The organism is Saezia sanguinis, assembly GCF_003991585.1.
GTDB lineage: Bacteria > Pseudomonadota > Gammaproteobacteria > Burkholderiales > Burkholderiaceae_C > Saezia > Saezia sanguinis.
In genome coordinates this window covers 431851-447902 of record NZ_PQSP01000001.1, presented here as the reverse complement: position 1 = coordinate 447902, position 16052 = coordinate 431851, and the positions used below count along the sequence as shown (strand labels likewise).

14 protein-coding genes and 1 tRNA gene are annotated in these 16052 nt (G+C 49.7%); 6 read left to right on the top strand and 9 right to left on the bottom strand.

Features of this window, described 5'->3' with window-relative positions:
* Nucleotides 1–328 precede the first annotated feature (328 nt).
* Nucleotides 329–1099 (bottom strand): class II glutamine amidotransferase, encoded by a 771-nt coding sequence (locus tag CUZ56_RS02000; RefSeq protein WP_126977722.1) that lies wholly within the window; start codon nucleotides 1097–1099, stop codon nucleotides 329–331.
* 221 nt (nucleotides 1100–1320) lie between these two features.
* Here CUZ56_RS02000 and hscB point away from each other — a divergent pair, with 221 nt between their 5' ends.
* From hscB to CUZ56_RS01975, 5 genes are all read left to right on the top strand, one after another.
* Nucleotides 1321–1851, top strand: a complete 531-nt coding sequence (gene hscB, locus CUZ56_RS01995; protein ID WP_126977720.1) for a Fe-S protein assembly co-chaperone HscB — start codon at nucleotides 1321–1323, stop codon at nucleotides 1849–1851.
* A 166-nt stretch (nucleotides 1852–2017) separates the two neighbouring features.
* On the top strand, nucleotides 2018–3877 hold the full coding sequence (gene hscA, locus CUZ56_RS01990) for a Fe-S protein assembly chaperone HscA (RefSeq protein ID WP_126977718.1): 1860 nt from the start codon (nucleotides 2018–2020) through the stop codon (nucleotides 3875–3877).
* Nucleotides 3878–4216 (top strand): ISC system 2Fe-2S type ferredoxin, encoded by a 339-nt coding sequence (gene fdx, locus CUZ56_RS01985; protein ID WP_126977716.1) that lies wholly within the window; start codon nucleotides 3878–3880, stop codon nucleotides 4214–4216.
* Nucleotides 4217–4260: 44 nt separating this feature from the next.
* Entirely contained in the window at nucleotides 4261–4989 is a 729-nt protein-coding gene (dnaQ, locus tag CUZ56_RS01980) for a DNA polymerase III subunit epsilon (protein WP_126977714.1), read from the top strand.
* A 19-nt stretch (nucleotides 4990–5008) separates the two neighbouring features.
* A tRNA-Val gene (locus CUZ56_RS01975) sits at nucleotides 5009–5083 on the top strand.
* Nucleotides 5084–5230: 147 nt separating this feature from the next.
* Here the strand turns inward: CUZ56_RS01975 and CUZ56_RS01970 are convergent.
* The 7 genes from CUZ56_RS01970 to CUZ56_RS01940 all read right to left on the bottom strand — a co-directional run bounded on the left by CUZ56_RS01970 (nucleotide 5231) and on the right by CUZ56_RS01940 (nucleotide 12394).
* A complete protein-coding gene (locus CUZ56_RS01970) occupies nucleotides 5231–6022 on the bottom strand; it encodes a hypothetical protein (protein WP_126977712.1) in 792 nt (263 codons plus the stop codon).
* Nucleotides 6023–6065: 43 nt separating this feature from the next.
* Nucleotides 6066–7613 (bottom strand): hypothetical protein, encoded by a 1548-nt coding sequence (locus tag CUZ56_RS01965; RefSeq protein WP_126977710.1) that lies wholly within the window; start codon nucleotides 7611–7613, stop codon nucleotides 6066–6068.
* A 21-nt stretch (nucleotides 7614–7634) separates the two neighbouring features.
* Nucleotides 7635–8045 (bottom strand): hypothetical protein, encoded by a 411-nt coding sequence (locus CUZ56_RS01960; RefSeq protein ID WP_126977708.1) that lies wholly within the window; start codon nucleotides 8043–8045, stop codon nucleotides 7635–7637.
* Between the two features lie 25 nt (nucleotides 8046–8070).
* Nucleotides 8071–10638 (bottom strand): type VI secretion system tip protein TssI/VgrG, encoded by a 2568-nt coding sequence (gene tssI, locus CUZ56_RS01955; RefSeq protein WP_126977706.1) that lies wholly within the window; start codon nucleotides 10636–10638, stop codon nucleotides 8071–8073.
* A gap of 87 nt (nucleotides 10639–10725) precedes the next feature.
* Nucleotides 10726–10995 carry a PAAR domain-containing protein gene (locus CUZ56_RS01950; RefSeq protein ID WP_126977704.1) on the bottom strand — a complete coding sequence of 90 codons (270 nt, stop codon included), beginning with the start codon at nucleotides 10993–10995 and terminating at the stop codon, nucleotides 10726–10728.
* 92 nt (nucleotides 10996–11087) lie between these two features.
* Nucleotides 11088–11606, bottom strand: a complete 519-nt coding sequence (locus tag CUZ56_RS01945) for an Hcp family type VI secretion system effector (protein ID WP_126977702.1) — start codon at nucleotides 11604–11606, stop codon at nucleotides 11088–11090.
* 362 nt (nucleotides 11607–11968) lie between these two features.
* Nucleotides 11969–12394: a winged helix-turn-helix transcriptional regulator gene (locus tag CUZ56_RS01940; RefSeq protein WP_126977700.1), complete on the bottom strand. Its 426-nt coding sequence runs from the start codon at nucleotides 12392–12394 to the stop codon at nucleotides 11969–11971.
* 138 nt (nucleotides 12395–12532) lie between these two features.
* On the opposite strand from CUZ56_RS01940, the gene CUZ56_RS01935 reads away from it, so the two are divergent.
* Nucleotides 12533–15127: a heavy metal translocating P-type ATPase gene (locus CUZ56_RS01935; protein ID WP_126977698.1), complete on the top strand. Its 2595-nt coding sequence runs from the start codon at nucleotides 12533–12535 to the stop codon at nucleotides 15125–15127.
* 27 nt (nucleotides 15128–15154) lie between these two features.
* On the opposite strand, the gene CUZ56_RS01930 is transcribed toward CUZ56_RS01935, so the two are convergent.
* Nucleotides 15155–16051, bottom strand: coding sequence for a radical SAM protein (locus CUZ56_RS01930; RefSeq protein ID WP_126977696.1), 897 nt, complete (start codon nucleotides 16049–16051; stop codon nucleotides 15155–15157).
* Nucleotide 16052 lies beyond the last annotated feature (1 nt).

The window sequence follows — 16052 nt, the reverse complement described above, 5'->3', positions numbered from 1 at the left end:
AAATGCAATGCAGGCATTGCCCTGCTGCCGCACGCCGCCGGCAAATTGCCAGGGCGGGAGTTGCTATGCAATCGGGGAGGAATAAGCTCAATGAAAGGGCACGAAGTGCCTGAAAAGAGATGAGAAAATAAGCGTATGTAAGTCAATCGACTTCGAGGACGGTCCATGATAAGAGTCATTAAAGAAAAAATGGCAGTTCTCACCGGAACTGCTTATCTAAATATACACGATTTTTGTAATTGGCAGTGCTCGTGGCAGAATCCAAAATGTGTTAAGCCCCAAAGCGCCGCATTTGCAACGCATCCATGAGCGCCGAAAAGCACCGGGGCTATATATCGACCAGGTACTCGCCTTTCATAAATACTTTCAGTTCGCCTGTACTGTAAGGCTCCCAGGGCTCATCCGTTGTCAAAGGTTCTGTTGCAATCAGCGCTACGCGATCGTCACGCGTGGTGAGCTGAGAAAAGTCCACCGCCATGTCTTCATCCTGTAAACGTGCTGATTTGAAAGGAAACTGCCGCGTCAGGTGAAACAGGCTGGTTGTGCAGTGCGTCCACAAAGCCACGCCATTACTGAGCATGAAATTAAAAGTGCCATAACGTGAAACCACCTGAGCCAGTTCACGCAGTGTATTGCTCAATTCCGCAATAGAAGGCATACCGGCATGGGCCTTGGCCAGTTCCTGCATGATCCAGCAGAATGCCAGTTCACTGTCTGTGCTGCCTACCGGCCGAAAATGCGAATGCAGCCGCGGTGCATAGTTTTTAAGATCTCCGTTGTGAGAAAAAACCCAATACCGCCCCCACAGTTCACGACAGAACGGATGGCAGTTTTCCAGCCGAACCTCGCCAACAGTCGCTTTGCGGATATGCGCAATCACATTTTCGCTTTGAATCGGATAGTTTTTGATCAGCACCGCAACAGGTGACGTCAGCGCAGGCTGCGAGTCCACAAACAGCCGTAACCCCTTGCCTTCAAAAAAGGCAATACCAAACCCATCCGTATGAATTCCTGTTTTTCCGGCACGATTGGCAAAACCGGTAAAACTGAAAACAATATCGGTTGGCGTATTGCAGTTCATTCCAAGTAATTGACACATGTCGCTATATTAGCGGGGTTTTGAGCGTTATGCTCATATCAAAGGGTATTTTTGAAAGCCACAGCCGGCAAATAACCGTGTCAGCAGGCTAATACCTCACGCAGCGTAGGTGCAAGTCACGCGCAGAGCCCTGCCCATACCGTACATACATACAATATCCCCTATTTGGGGCGGGCAGCCTTTCTGCCCTTGGCACACACAATAAAACAAAGATAAGTACCATGAGTACCTCCGTCAATCTGACCGATAACGACTTTGCAATTCTGGGCATAAAGCAGCAGTTTGAACAAGATGAGCAGATGCTGCAACAACGCTGGAAAGATCTGCAGGCGCAGATGCACCCTGACCGCTTTGCGTCTCAGGGCGAGGCAGCACAACGGGCAGCAACCCAATGGTCGGTGCGGATCAATGAGGCTTATCAACGCTTGAAAAACCCGGTTGCGCGTGCAGCCCTGTTGTGCGAACTGGCCGGCGTTGCCATCAATTCAGAAACCAATACATCAATGCCAGCCGCATTTTTAATGCAGCAACTGGAGTGGCGTGAACAGCTTGAAGCTGCCCGGACAATGAGCCAGGTTGATCAGTTGCAGGGCATTGTAGACGCAGAATACGCGCGGTCTTTGTCCACACTGGCCTGGCTGACTGACGAAAAAGGAGATTATCCGCAGGCGGCACAACAGGTCCGTGTTCTGATGTTCATGGACCGGTTCATGAAAAACATCAACGATAAGCTCGACCAGCTTGACGCCTGAAGCCATGTCAGGCCAGCCAGATTTGATTTCCTTGCATACATAATCACTCTCAGAAGGGATAACAGGCTTGCCTCTGATAAGGACACAGTTTCGCTGGTATTATTCGGCATAACCCCCTAATACGGGCAAAATATAAAAAATATTTCATTTGTAATCAACTGTACTGATGGCTTTACTACAAATATCAGAACCTGGTGCCACGCCAGATCCCCACCGGCGTCGCACCGCAATCGGTATCGATCTTGGAACCACGCATTCTCTGGTTGCCGCGGTTCGCAATGGTATTGCAGAATGCCTGCCGGACGAGCAAGGCATGTATTTGCTGCCTTCTGTTGTGCATTATCAGGCCGGACAGCCTGCACAGGTAGGGACCATGGCTGAACTGGTGCAGGCATCAGACCCGGTCAACACCATTCTTTCGGCCAAGCGTTTCATCGGTCGCAAACTGGAAGACATTTCAAACCCGGATCAGCTCCCCTACCGCTTGCTCAACACGCCGGGCATGGTGGCTTTTGATACCTCTGCAGGCATTAAATCTCCGGTGGAGGCTTCTGCTGAAATACTGCTGGCACTAAAAACACGGGCAGAAATGACGTTTGGCACGGAAGATATTGTCGGTGCGGTCATTACCGTTCCGGCCTATTTTGACGATGCCCAGCGCCAGGCCACCAAAGACGCAGCCCGCCTTGCCGGGCTGCATGTACTGCGCCTTTTGAACGAACCTACCGCAGCAGCTATAGCATACGGGCTGGATAACGGCAGCGAAGGCATTTACGCCGTTTACGACCTGGGAGGCGGTACTTTTGACCTTTCCGTGCTGCGCCTGACCAAAGGCGTGTTTGAGGTTATATCCACAGGCGGGGATTCTGCCCTTGGGGGTGATGATTACGATAATGCACTGGCGCAGTGGATACTTGAAACACGGAAAATTGAAATATCTTCACCTGAAGACAAGCGTGCTATTCTAATGGCAGCGCGTCAAACCAAAGAAGCGCTCAGCATCAAAGGCGTTGCAAAATTTTCATGTAAAATCAATCAAATAGACGTTGAATTTAACGTATCTCGTGAAGAATTTGACACATTAACCCATAGCCTGACAGATAAAACCATTCAATTAACCCGCAAGGTTTTACGCGATGCCCGGTTAAAGTCGCATGATATACAAGGCATTGTGCTGGTAGGCGGAGCCACCCGCATGCCCCAGGTGCATCAGGCTCTGACAGACATGTTTGGTTTTGCACCGCTGACCAATCTGAACCCGGATGAAGTTGTGGCATTGGGTGCGGCAATTCAGGCCGATGCACTGGCAGGCAACAGAGATAATGAAGACATGCTGCTGCTGGACGTGCTCCCCTTATCGCTGGGCATTGAAACCATGGGAGGGCTGGTGGAGCATATCATCCCCCGCAACTCCCCGATCCCCATTGCCAAGGCGCAGGATTTCACAACGTTTAAAGACGGCCAGACTGCCCTGTCGCTGCATGTTTTGCAAGGAGAACGCGATCTTGTCAGCGAATGCCGTTCGCTCGCCAGCTTTGAACTGCGCGGCATTCCGCCCATGGCAGCAGGCGCCGCGCGCATACGTATCACTTTAACAGTCGATGCTGATGGCCTGTTGACCGTACAGGCGCAGGAACTGACCTCTGGTGTGGAAGCCAGCATTGAAGTCAAACCGTCATACGGCCTTTCAGATGCAGACATTACACACATGCTCAACGATGGGTTCAACCATGCGCAGGACGACATGCGGGCCCGCAGCCTGCGTGAAGCGCTGGTGAGTGCGCAACAACTCATGCAGGCGACCGACTCGGCATTGGTGGCTGACGGCGACCTGCTCGAACTCAGTGAACGCATGGAGGTGGATGTATTGATCAATGCGCTGCAAAAAGCCATCCAGTCAGAAAATGTTACAGCAATAGAAGCCGCAACGCGTGCCCTTGCCAATGGTACAGAAGGCTTTGCCGCAGCGCGCATGAACCGCAGCATCCGGGATGCGCTATCGGGTCGGCATGTTGAGGAATTGTGAATGCCAGTTATCAAAGTATTACCCCACGAACAGTATTGCCCGAACGGAACTGAAATCCAGGCCGAACCCGGCACATCCATTTGCGAGGCCTTACTGGAAAACGGCATACCCATTGAACATGCCTGTGAAATGAGCTGTGCCTGCACAACGTGCCACGTTGTTGTCCGTAAAGGCTTTGATTCTCTGAACGAGCTGCAGGAATGTGAAGAAGATATGCTGGATAAAGCCTGGGGACTGGAGCCCGATTCGAGGCTGAGTTGCCAGGCCATCATGGCTGATCAGGATGTCACCATCGAAATACCGAAATACTCCATCAACCACGCGCGCGAAAACGGATAAAACAGGTATGCCCTGTTGGCCTGTACCTTGTATACTTTGCACTTATGCGACAAATTGTTCTTGATACTGAAACAACCGGGCTGAATCCCCAGACGGGGGACCGGATACTCGAAATCGGCTGCGTTGAAGTACTTAACCGGCGCCTGACCGGCAACGACAGGCATTATTACATCAACCCCGAGCGCGAAAGCCATGAAGATGCCTTAAAAGTCCACGGCATCACTAGCGAATTCCTCAAAGACAAGCCATTGTTCAAAGACATTGTGAACGACCTGCTTGAATACCTCCAGGGCTCAGAGCTGATCATTCATAACGCCGCTTTTGACGTGGCATTCATGAACAAAGAATTTGAGTTGCTGGGACTACCACCCATCGAAAAACTGGATGTGCGGGTAACTGACAGCCTGGCCATGGCACGGGAACTGTTTCCCGGCAAGCGTAACTCGCTGGATGCACTGTGTGACCGCCTCGGTGTAGACAACTCTAACCGCACGCTGCACGGTGCCCTGCTGGATGCCCAGTTGCTGGCCGATGTCTATATCAACATGACCCGTGGGCAGCATGCACTGGTCATTGATGATTCAGGTGACTACAGTGGCACTGCTGGTCATAATAATCCCAATGCAGCGGATCTTTCCGCCATCACATTTCCAGTCATTATCGCTACACCAGAAGAATTGCAGGCACACCAAAAAGTTTTAGAAGAAATTGACAAAGAATCCGGCGGAAAAGTGCAATGGGGGCTTGCATCTTCACCTTCGACTGTGTCATAATTGCAGCTTCACCGAATTTGGGTGGTTAGCTCAGCGGTAGAGCACTGCCTTCACACGGCAGGGGTCACAGGTTCAAACCCTGTATCACCCACCAATAAAAACAACAAGTTAGGCCATCTTACGATGGCCTTTTTTGTTATGGTATGAAAAAAGTATGTAAAAGTGAGCGCATTACCATGTGGATCGTTGTCACTTTTAATAAAGCCAGTGCTGAAACAGATTGCTTAAAAAACGGAATCGTTCATGGGGCATCTGCTTGCAATACATCACAGTAAAGCCTGCAAGTGCCTGACCGGTCATATACTGGTTTCTTGGGCTCACCAAAACGTTGTATTGTCCAAATCATAGAGCCATTCGGATATGACCAGAATGTATGACCTTCTATTTCTACTGGTTGCTCTTGCGCACAATCGCCTCTGAGATAAAGATAATCTCCTCCTTGTTTAATTGCAGAATAACTCTGGGCAATTTGAACAGCAGGACATATATGCTTGAAGTCATCACTCACAACAAACCCTTGCTCCACAATAGGGTTCTGTTTATCCGGATGAACAATGTAATACACCTTATAGCCGTTGTGACCCCACACAGGACTACCGTCTCTGTAAAACTCAGTGACGTAAGCACCATTCCAGGCTTTTCCAGCAACATCCAGGAGATTGCCTTTTGAATCAAACTCAAGAGCACCGAACGTCATTGCAGGATCAGAATAAATAGCCCGGAAAGGCCAGTTATCAGGCCTCACCTGATAAGCAGGGCCCTTCCCATCAAGTTGATTCCTTTGAAGTGCGCTTTGGGGTGGCGGTGTAATGTCGTAACAATCATCGTCCTCTTCTGGGCTTCCACACACTTCATCAAAACCTTTAGATATATCCACTTCAATACATTCATTATCTGCATTGAATTTACAGTATTGCGGTGAAGCCGATTCAGGTGCTTCCTCTGCTTGTGTAAACGCAGAAAAAAAGATGAAGATGAATATAAGTGCTCCGGAAAACAAGATGTTATTGTTACGTGATGATCGCAGTACCATGTTTAATCTTACCTTGCTATGTTATGAATTTCAAAATCCATGCCTATACTTGTTCCGTTCCCACTGTGAGGTGGATGTGGTGTTTATGGGTATTGTCCGTAGTGATAAAGCGTGTTGTATTATTGGTAATCCCTACCTGATTGTAGTTAAGTGTCCACGGACCGCCAGTCCAGCCTAATTGTCCACCAAGTTTACCGGTCGCGACATGATTCAAAATATTTTTGGAAAGTGTAATCCGTTTATCGCGAGCTGTGGGTGCCGTACTGCTGTTAGCACTTAATGCTGTAGACGGATTACAGTCTTGTCGAACATCTGTGGCTGCCAAATCGCGGCGGAAAGTAATGGTAATTTCTTCTTCAATCTCCGGCTGTGCATTGGGACTGCCTGGCGGGCTACCGCTGTGATAGTTAGGATTTGGTACGGTTAACATACCCCTGGTGTCGTTAAAATCTAGGGCTACTGAATAACGGTGATATGTAGAGCCGATATGTGGTCTCCAAGCACTACCAATTTTAGAATAGGTCAGATTCAGTGTTTGCATGGCACTAACCCAGTAATCCCATACATCTGGGTGAATACGCCTGATAGCTTCACTGGCTGTCATGTTGGTTTGAGACGAAAAAGACAATGTCTGTCTGGCTCCAAAAGTGCCGCCCTCATCAAAAAATATCTCTCTATCTCTGGTTTCTGTGCCAAAACGAAATGTCAGTCTTCTGCTATTGCCTGAAACTGTCATAGCTTCTCGATAAAAATTTTCCAGAATAGTGCGATGCGTACTATTTTGTACTCTGGTATGCAGGTGTCCATAAGCTCTGGAGCAATCAGACCACAACTGGAAAGTAATGCGGTATGTATTTTCCGTTTGTGTCTGAAACGCTGCCGTTGCTGAACTGCGTGTTCTGGTTGTAAAGCCGCTTAGAGTCAGTGTAGATTGTGAATTCTGCTGTGTCAGTGTAAATGTCTGTCCAGTTGTAGGGTAAAGATTAGCTGCACGGCTTAAGGTATTTGGCAGATACGTCGTTACCGTGAATGGAGGCGTCAGCTTGTTGGTCGTCGCATCTGCTGCACAATTATTGGCAGATTCCACTCTTAGCCCAAAAAACGGCTGTACTTGGTGTGTGCTAGCAGTGCCGTCAGTGTTCATATGATAAGGTATGTCAAATGTACTGTTAGCCTGAAAAGTCAGTCTGGGTTCTTTGATATACAACCTGTAATACCCAATATTTTCTAAAGGTATAACTATCCCACCAGTGGTAGTAGACGTCTTAATCACTGTCCAGCTGTCCGGCTGGCTAAAACTCGCATATACCAGCACATAGGGCAGCTTGGATGCTCCGGTAGTGGTGATCACTCCATCATCCAGGTTGTATGTTCCCACGTTGAGTTTCACTTTATATGTAGCATTCAGTACCACTGTATTGGTACAGCCTGTAGTGGTGGTGGTCGTGGTTACTGACTGAACGCCTACTGCAGGAGCGTTGGTTGTTGTTTGAGCAGCTCCGGAATTGTTCTGGTTATTGGCCGCTGCGGGTGCCCCTGCTCCTTGCTGCGGAGGTGTTGTTGCGACTGGTTCAACTGTAGGTGATCCCATAATTAAATACCTTTTTCCTGATTACTCAATAAGCCCTAACTGAAACGGTACTGCAACCGTATCAATCTGTGCTGTAATTTCTTTATTTTTACCGGCTTGTATTTGAAAATTACCGATATTTTTCCAGGTGCCGTCATCACGACGTACTTCTATTTCAACATTAAAAGACTTTGCGTCTTTCTGGATCAACCAGACTGGTTCTGGTAAGCCTGAAGGAATGAAATCATCATCATGTCCAATAAGGATCAGGGAGCCTCCTTCACCGTCACCAGAGGATTGCCCTTGATAAATTTCTCCATCGCACTGCAGGCGATAATGCAAACTACTGATGGGTACATATTTGCCCATAAATACCAATGTAGCTACCCCAGCATGCACATGATCATGTGTGTGCTCTTCAGAACCGCTTGCAGTTGTTTCATGAGAGTCCATTGTTTATTCTCCATTCTTTCCTGTATCAGCACCCACAGCCAATTTCATCATCTTCAAGGATTCGTTCTGAGATGGTCCACTCACCTTGCCCTATAAATAGGGTAGCATTAGGCCCTGCATCGGTAACGGCTTCCATACCTTTACCAGCCATATCCGTGACGCCTTCGGCAAGGGTTTCCCCGTTTTGGCTGACAACTTTGTAGACAGCACCTGATATAGGCTTTTGATCAGCATCCAGCAGGTGAAGAACTCCGTGATATTGCCCAGTTTTTTGATAAGCAACCATAGCTTTTGGAAAATAAGAAAACTGTGCCTGATGGACATTAGGGCCAACAACATTAATGCCCGCCGTTTTGACTTCTAATGGACTACTGCTTCCAAGCTCTATCTTGCCATCCTTGAGTTTGATATAAGCTCCGCCACAAGTGAACAGCAATTCTTTTTGTGCAGCAATAGTTGTTTTACCTTTAGTACTGGTAATAACCAAATCATCTTGCGCAGTTAGCTCCATTTCTCCATGCTGTGCCTGCACTTGCACCTTGCCTTTATTAGCAATAAGTTTCATTCCTTCATCTACTGCGAGTAAAGATACTCGTTTTCCTGCTGCGACTGTAAAATTCTTTATTGAACTAACATCTGTATTCTGAGCTGAGGTAATCTGCACACCCTGTTCTGCGCTAACCTGAGCATTGGCGGGCGTGGTAACTGCTACCCCATATGGGCTGCTGACGAGAATACCTGGTGCCTGTAAATCTGTGTAAACCTTATTGAGTTGCTGCTCCTGAGCGTTGATGTCCGAAGGGTCTGCCTGCGCAGTCTGAGCGGCACGTTCAAGGTCCTGTGCAACAGTCAGTGCATTCTGTAACTGCGCAATGGCCTCCTGCAGGTCAAGTTGCTTGCCCTGGGCATTCTGCCGTTTATCCGTGCTGATATACAGCCCCTTACCTGCCCTGATAGCTCCCCATTCATCGGTTCTGACTTCAAATCCATCTCCCCGGTGTTCACCACTGCCATCATCTTTCCTGGGGTGAGTCAGATAACCCATGGTTAACTGAGTAACCCCATGAGTACTATGAAGTTGCGTTTTGATCTCTCCAGTGGTGTCATCAATCAACAGTTCGTTGTAGCCACCACCTTTGTGTTCTTTGCTTTTGACGGTCTGCTGGGTTTTGAGTGCAGGTAGTTTATAGGGAGTAGGATGGCTAGCATCATAGGCCCGTCCAGTAATAATGGGCTGATCCGGATCGCCATCAAGAAAGTCGACAATGACTTCCTGTCCGATGCGGGGTATGGCAATGTGGCCCCAGCCAGCTCCGGCCCAGTTCTGCGCGACGCGTATCCAGCAGGTGCTGTGTTCGTCATTGCTGCCGATGCGGTCCCACGGAAACTGGACTTTGACGCGTCCGTGTTCGTCGGTGTAGATTTCTTCTCCCTGCGGGCCTACAACGTGGGCAATCTCAGGCCCGTGCAGGTGTGGTTTGGCAGGGATGGGTGCTTTCCATTCGGCGGTGGCGGGTACGAGTTCTGCGGTTTGCTGGTAGCTGGTGCTGGCTTGTGCGTTAGCGGCTTCTTCTTCTCCACTGGTGTGTTGTTTGCCGCTGTGTGCGACTTTGACGGGGCGCCACAGGGTGTTGAGTTCGCTTCTGGGGTGGCCGGTGAGTTCAAAGGCAACACCGGGTTGGATTCTGGCGTCATCCCCAGTAGCGATGGCGAGTTTGGCGTCTCTTCTGAGGGATTGCAGTTTGGTCTGGGTAAAGGGGGCGCCGGCAGCATCCTGTTTATAGCGGCCAGGATAATCATATCTTTCATATGCGGTGGATTGTGTTGGCATATCACGTCCCACACTCACCTGTTGCTGGTTGTAGCGCGGGTTTTTGAAGGTGTAGTCTCTTTGGGTCTGGCGCGCGGTGCGGACTTTCTCCTGATAGGTAAACGTGCGAAGCGCGGGCTGCGGACGATCTCCAGCAGGTTTGGGCTGATAAAGAACGGTGCCTGATTGAAGTGCACCTAAAGTCTGAACGACGTCTGTAAGAAGTAGCTGATGGCCCCTCTCATTATGCTCAAAGCAATAAACAAACCCCTCTTCTGCAATAGCTCTTTGGAGAAATTCAAAATCAGTTTCATTGCCTGCTTGTACACAATATTCACGTTGCAAATGCATTTGCTCTGCTGTAAGAGAATAATTGCTGATCTGCGCTGATTTGAAAACTTCTGAAATTACCTCAGGAATAGTTTTTTGTTGAAAAATTCGCCAGTCAGAACCTAACTGTGTCCTGGTCAGAGCAGGTTCTACAACTGCAAAGTAACGCGTCCTTCTAAAGCCTGTGTCGCGCTGACTGAAGTTCGATATCAGTCCATGTACATGGCGCACCGCAGTGCTGCCTTGCCAGATTGTGAAGAGTACCGGCTGATCCATCAGTTTGCTGAAGTCAACACTGGGGTCAGCACTGAGCAGCTCCACTTCCAGCACAAATGGGGTATTCAGCGCTTCGGTAAGGGTAAATTCTACGACGTCAAACGCCATGTGTTTGCTGGCGTCTTCTGCGCTGTTGTAGGCGGGTTCAAAGCTGAAGTGCAGGTCCGTTTGGGCCATGGCGATTCCTTTGGTGGCATTCAGATAGTGATAAAAACAACGTGTTATCAGCCTGTATCAAGCTGATGACAATTTGTCTCTATGCTTTCATTCAACGCTCCATCTGGCATCTCCTTCTATCAAAGCACCGCCATGGTCTGTGCTGTCTCCCAGGCGTGCTACAGGACGCCCGTCGTCAATGAGTACGGTGGGTGAGCCGGTGATGATGGTGGGCCCGCAACTGATTTTGTCGCCCTGGCGTGCCACTGGCTTGCCATGCAGGCTGCATACGGGTGAGCCGCTGATCACGGTGCCCGGCCCGTGAATGGGACATGTGTGTGCGTGTCCTAACAGGACAACTGGACGCTGTGCCGACATGTTGCTTCTCCTGTAAATTCACCTTTAGAAAGCGCGTAAATCAGAACAAGGTTTTACCTTGTTCTGATTCATTTTCAGCATGGCCTGGTATTTCAGCCTTCGATCGGCGCTCTCCAGTCGTCTGATGCTTCCGTTCCGGCGACTTCATGGCTCCAGATGATCTTGCGGTAGGCCAGTGACACGCGTACCAACTGGGTGTAGTTGGCGTTGTCTGCGTTCTGCGCATGCGGCAGCACGGTGTCAATGTCGACTACAGTAGCATCTTCCAGCTTGGTGGAGAAGAAGTGTTCCTGTTTGCCATCTACAGATGTGCGATACCAGCGGACTTCCACTGTCGGCAGCATTTCACCGGTGGTCAGTGCCTGGTACAGCAGTGGAACACCTTTGTTCAGGGCACAGGTGAACACAAACGGTTTGTGCACGCGCTGGCCTGAGGGCTGGCCGCTTTGCGGATCGGTAGGTGTTGTGACACGGTGGCTGATTTCCTGGACCAGGATTTCGTCTTCGTGGCCTTCGACGTAGACGTTACCGACGGAATCGGCTGTAAATGCACCCTGGGTGATGTTGCCCTGGGTTTTGCCTTCGATCGAAATATACGCTGGGGTTGGCATTCTGAGTGCTCCTTGTTGAAATAACAAACATGAATAAGACAAACGCGCTGCCTTCGGGCAGTTTCACTTAGATATATTGCAATTCATGTGCCAGCATACCAACCAAATGTTTAACTCATTGATTTTATTTAAAAAAATTCAATTCACAAAAAAGTAGAAACAGGTTATCCACAGAATTTCGATTTATCCACAAGCCAAAATGGGTCATTATTGACCCGATTTTTGCTAACCCGTTGATTTTAAATAGAAACCATACCGGGTCAATAATGACCCGATTTTTGTTAACTTATTGTTTTAAAAGAAAAATTACACCGAGCCAAAAATGACCCGCCAACTCTTGATGTGGAATTATTTCACGATTTTCATGCTATTTCTGCTTCGTCTTCTTCTGCAAATGGTTCCATAGAGCAATTGACTTCCAGCCCCTGCGTATGCAGGTAACCTGTACCCCAGGTGTACATGGCCTCCAGCACTGGTTTAAGGCTATGACCAAACGCTGTCAGCGAGTATTCCACCTTGGGAGGAACCACTGGGAATACTTTGCGCCTGATAAGCCCATGTGTTTCCAGCTCACGCAGTTGCTGTGTGAGCATTTTGGGTGTGGCTCCGGGTACTTCTCTTCGCAGTTGTGAAAACCGCAACGTATTGTGAGCCAGTTTCCACAGGATCAATGACTTGTATTTGCCGCCGATCAGATTGATGGTCGCTTCCACCGGGCAGTAGGTTTCTTCTGAAGCGGAAGCTGCCTGAGGCGGGCAGCATGAAATGGATTGTTTGGCTTTGCTCATAGCATGGTATCTTTTTGGATACTATATATCAAAAAAGTGCATTCTTGAAAAAATTATACTTATACCTAAAATGATACTCATAAACTTTATAAAGTTCAATGTATTCGGTAATTCCCCAATCCAATAAAGAGACAGAATATGCAGAAAGCGCTTTTTGATATCTCCGGCATGACATGCTCTGCCTGTTCCGCACGGGTGGAAAAGAGTGTTGCTGCGCTGCAGGGCGTGAATGAGGTCAACGTCAACTTGCTGAAAAACAGCATGAATGTTTCTTATGACGAAAAGATCACCTCTGCGGACAATATTACGGCTGCAGTTGAAAAAGCAGGTTATGGCGCTGCGCTGCGCAACGGCCAGCACAGTGGCAAAGCAGCAGGCAGTGCACCATCAGATATTGCCAAGCAGGAACTGCAGGAAATGAAACGGCGTTTGTTGATTTCTTTGCTGTTTACGATACCGCTGTTTTATATTGCCATGGGGCATATGGCAGGCTTACCGCTGCCAGGGTTTTTAACGGGGCCACAAAATGCATTAGCGTATGCGTTTACCCAGTTTCTTCTGACCTTGCCGGTGGTGTTTGTCAATTTCAAATACTACCGGGTTGGCTTTAAAACGCTGTTTTCCGGTGCTCCGAATATGGATTCGCTGATTGCCATCGGATCAGGTGCTGCGGTTGTTTTTGGTGTGTACGCTATTTACAAAATGGGCAATGCACTGGGGCATGGTGACCTGGCAGGCACAGAACATTTTGCAATGAACCTGTATTTTGAATCGGCGGCAATGATTCTGACGCTGATCACGCTAGGCAAGTTTTTAGAGGCCAGAGCCAAAGGCAAAACGTCTGATGCGATCACCCGGCTGGTGAATCTGGTGCCTAAAACCGCAACCGTGCTGCATGATGGTGTTGAAAAAGTGGTGCCCAGCGAGCAGGTTCAGGTAGGCGATATTCTGGTGGTGAAAGCTGGCGAAAGCATTGCCGCAGATGGCGTTATCACCGAAGGCAGCGCTTTCATAGATGAATCGGCTATTACCGGAGAGAGCATTCCGGCGGAAAAGCAAAGCGGCGACAAAGTCACTGGCGCGACCATTAACAAAGCCGGACATTTTCTGATGCGGGTAACCCGTACCGGGGATGACACAACGCTGTCACAGATTGTCAAACTGGTAGATGAAGCCACCTCGTCCAAAGCGCCGATTGCCCGGCTGGCCGATAAAATCAGTGGCATTTTTGTACCAGTAGTTATTGTGATTGCTGTGCTGGCTGCTGCGGTATGGCTGCTGCTGGGTTATGACCTGGAGTTTGCACTGTCCATCGGCATTGCCGTGCTGGTAATTTCATGTCCTTGTGCATTGGGGCTGGCTACGCCCACGGCAATCATGGTGGGTACCGGCAAAGGCGCTGCCAACGGCATTTTGATCAAGTCGGCACAAGCCATTGAAGTGGCTCAGGCGGTAGATACCGTGGTGCTGGATAAAACCGGTACGGTGACTGAAGGCAAACCTGTGGTGACCGATATCGTGACTGCCGATAACGGCAATGAATCACAATTGCTGCGCATCGCGGCTTCGCTGGAAAAACTTTCCGAGCATCCGCTGGGCATGGCCATTGTGAACGAGGCACAGCAACGGGGTATGGAACTGACCAAAGCTTCCGGCCTGCAACAAACGCCGGGACAAGGTATCAGTGCCCTGCTCGACGGGCAACGCTATTTTGCCGGTAACAGCAAACTGATGGCTGCACAGGGCATCGTGCTTGATCAGGCAGCAAATGCCCAGGCCCAAGCGTTTGCCAATGAAGGCAAAACAGCGCTGTATTTTGCCAGCGACAAGGCTTTGCTTGGCATCATTGCGGTTGCAGATGTGATTAAAAAAACCAGCCGCCAGGCCGTGGCAGAATTGCAGTCAATGGGCATTGACGTGATCATGCTGACTGGTGACAACGCTCAGACTGCCGCTGCTGTGCAGCAACAGGCAGGCATTGCCCATGTACTGGCTGAGGTGCTGCCGCAGGACAAAGAGCGCGAAATCCGCGCACTGCAGGCGCAGGGTAAAAAAGTAGCGATGGTGGGTGACGGCATTAACGACGCACCGGCGCTGGCACGGGCCGATGTTGGCATCGCCATTGGTGCCGGCACAGACATCGCCATTGAATCAGCTGACATTGTGCTGATGAAGAGCGACCTGCTGGATGCGGTCACCGCTATCCAGTTAAGCAAAGCGGTAATGCGTAACATCCGCCAGAACCTGTTCTGGGCGTTCTTTTACAACAGCGTGGGCATTCCCGTGGCTGCAGGTGTTTTTTATGGCGTGTGGGGGCTGACACTCAGTCCGATGATTGCTGCTGCCGCCATGAGCTTAAGCTCGGTGAGTGTGGTCAGCAACGCGCTGCGGCTGCGCTGGTTTAAGCCCAGATATACACAGAATTCACAGGCACTGGAAAATGCCGACAAGTCCCCTGCTCTTCAGGCAGGAGCAATTCCTGAAATTTCAACAGAGTCAACTGATCAAAGGAGTTTAGACATGACAACCAAAAATATTCAGATCGAAGGTATGAGCTGTGGCCATTGCTCCGCCAGAGTCGAAAAGGCCTTGAGCGCGGTACCGGGTGTGAGCAACGTCCATGTGGATCTGGCAGCCAAAACAGCAACCGTAACTGCTGAAGACAGTGTGGCAGACAAAGCGCTGTCCGATGCCGTCACTGATGCTGGTTATGAAGTCACTGGTATTCGTTAATGAGGGCTCAGGGGGACAGGGGAAGAGTCATAATGCTCTGGCCCAGGATGGACGCAGCGGTGCGGCATCTGGTGTGGCAATGGCTGTTCTGACCTGGGCCAGCAATGCGTTTTTATCCGCATTGAGTGTGCCTTTCAGGACCAGCCAGTTGGATGCATGGTCAGACCTGAAAACGGTGCGCTTTAACTCAAGCTGAGATAAAAAGCGCTCCATTTCAACGAAAAGTTCATGTTGTGACAAAGGCTGCCAGTCTGGGAAATGTTCACGCAGCCTTGTATCTCCATAAGGAAAACTCACCACCAGCGTTGCCAGGTATTCAGGTTGTGTTGCGTTGATCAGGCGGGCTGAATTGTCCGCATGCTGGGCTGTCAACGTTACCCCACCAAGGCCGTTGAGCAGCATGACAGAGCGTGAAATACCAGCCTCCCCCAGCTTATCCAGTGCAGAGCGTGTTGATTCAAATGTTTCGTTTTTATTAACCCGCTGCAGCACCTCGTCATCACCAGATTCTGCCCCCAGGTACACCAGTTGCAACCCTGCTTCACGCAGTTCTGTCAGTTCTTCTACTGTTTTGCGGCGCAGGTTGCTGGCCAGACAATAGCTGGATATCCGCCTGACTGAAGGCATATGGGTGCGTATGGCCTCCAGTATCGTCAGTAAGCGCCGGGTTGACAGGACCAGTGCATCGCCATCAGCCAGAAAAACGCGTTGTACCCGGTTGCCATAATAGTCGGCACTGCGCTGTATGCTTTCCAGAACCTCTGTCTCACTACGGGCACGAAAGCGCTTCTGTGGCGCTTTATACATTTCGCAAAATGTACACTGGTTCCACGAGCACCCGTCCGTTACAGGCAGTATCAGCGAATGGGCCTCACTGGGCGGACGGTAAACAGGTTCAATGTAGCGAATGGGGGAAGTATACATT

Coding starts and splice junctions, on each gene's coding strand:
- CUZ56_RS02000 (WP_126977722.1), bottom strand. CDS start 1,099: ATGTGTCAATTACTTGGAATGAACTGCAATACGCCAACCGATATTGTT.
- hscB (WP_126977720.1), top strand. CDS start 1,321: ATGAGTACCTCCGTCAATCTGACCGATAACGACTTTGCAATTCTGGGC.
- hscA (WP_126977718.1), top strand. CDS start 2,018: ATGGCTTTACTACAAATATCAGAACCTGGTGCCACGCCAGATCCCCAC.
- fdx (WP_126977716.1), top strand. CDS start 3,878: ATGCCAGTTATCAAAGTATTACCCCACGAACAGTATTGCCCGAACGGA.
- dnaQ (WP_126977714.1), top strand. CDS start 4,261: ATGCGACAAATTGTTCTTGATACTGAAACAACCGGGCTGAATCCCCAG.
- CUZ56_RS01970 (WP_126977712.1), bottom strand. CDS start 6,022: ATGGTACTGCGATCATCACGTAACAATAACATCTTGTTTTCCGGAGCA.
- CUZ56_RS01965 (WP_126977710.1), bottom strand. CDS start 7,613: ATGGGATCACCTACAGTTGAACCAGTCGCAACAACACCTCCGCAGCAA.
- CUZ56_RS01960 (WP_126977708.1), bottom strand. CDS start 8,045: ATGGACTCTCATGAAACAACTGCAAGCGGTTCTGAAGAGCACACACAT.
- tssI (WP_126977706.1), bottom strand. CDS start 10,638: ATGGCCCAAACGGACCTGCACTTCAGCTTTGAACCCGCCTACAACAGC.
- CUZ56_RS01950 (WP_126977704.1), bottom strand. CDS start 10,995: ATGTCGGCACAGCGTCCAGTTGTCCTGTTAGGACACGCACACACATGT.
- CUZ56_RS01945 (WP_126977702.1), bottom strand. CDS start 11,606: ATGCCAACCCCAGCGTATATTTCGATCGAAGGCAAAACCCAGGGCAAC.
- CUZ56_RS01940 (WP_126977700.1), bottom strand. CDS start 12,394: ATGAGCAAAGCCAAACAATCCATTTCATGCTGCCCGCCTCAGGCAGCT.
- CUZ56_RS01935 (WP_126977698.1), top strand. CDS start 12,533: ATGCAGAAAGCGCTTTTTGATATCTCCGGCATGACATGCTCTGCCTGT.
- CUZ56_RS01930 (WP_126977696.1), bottom strand. CDS start 16,051: ATGTATACTTCCCCCATTCGCTACATTGAACCTGTTTACCGTCCGCCC.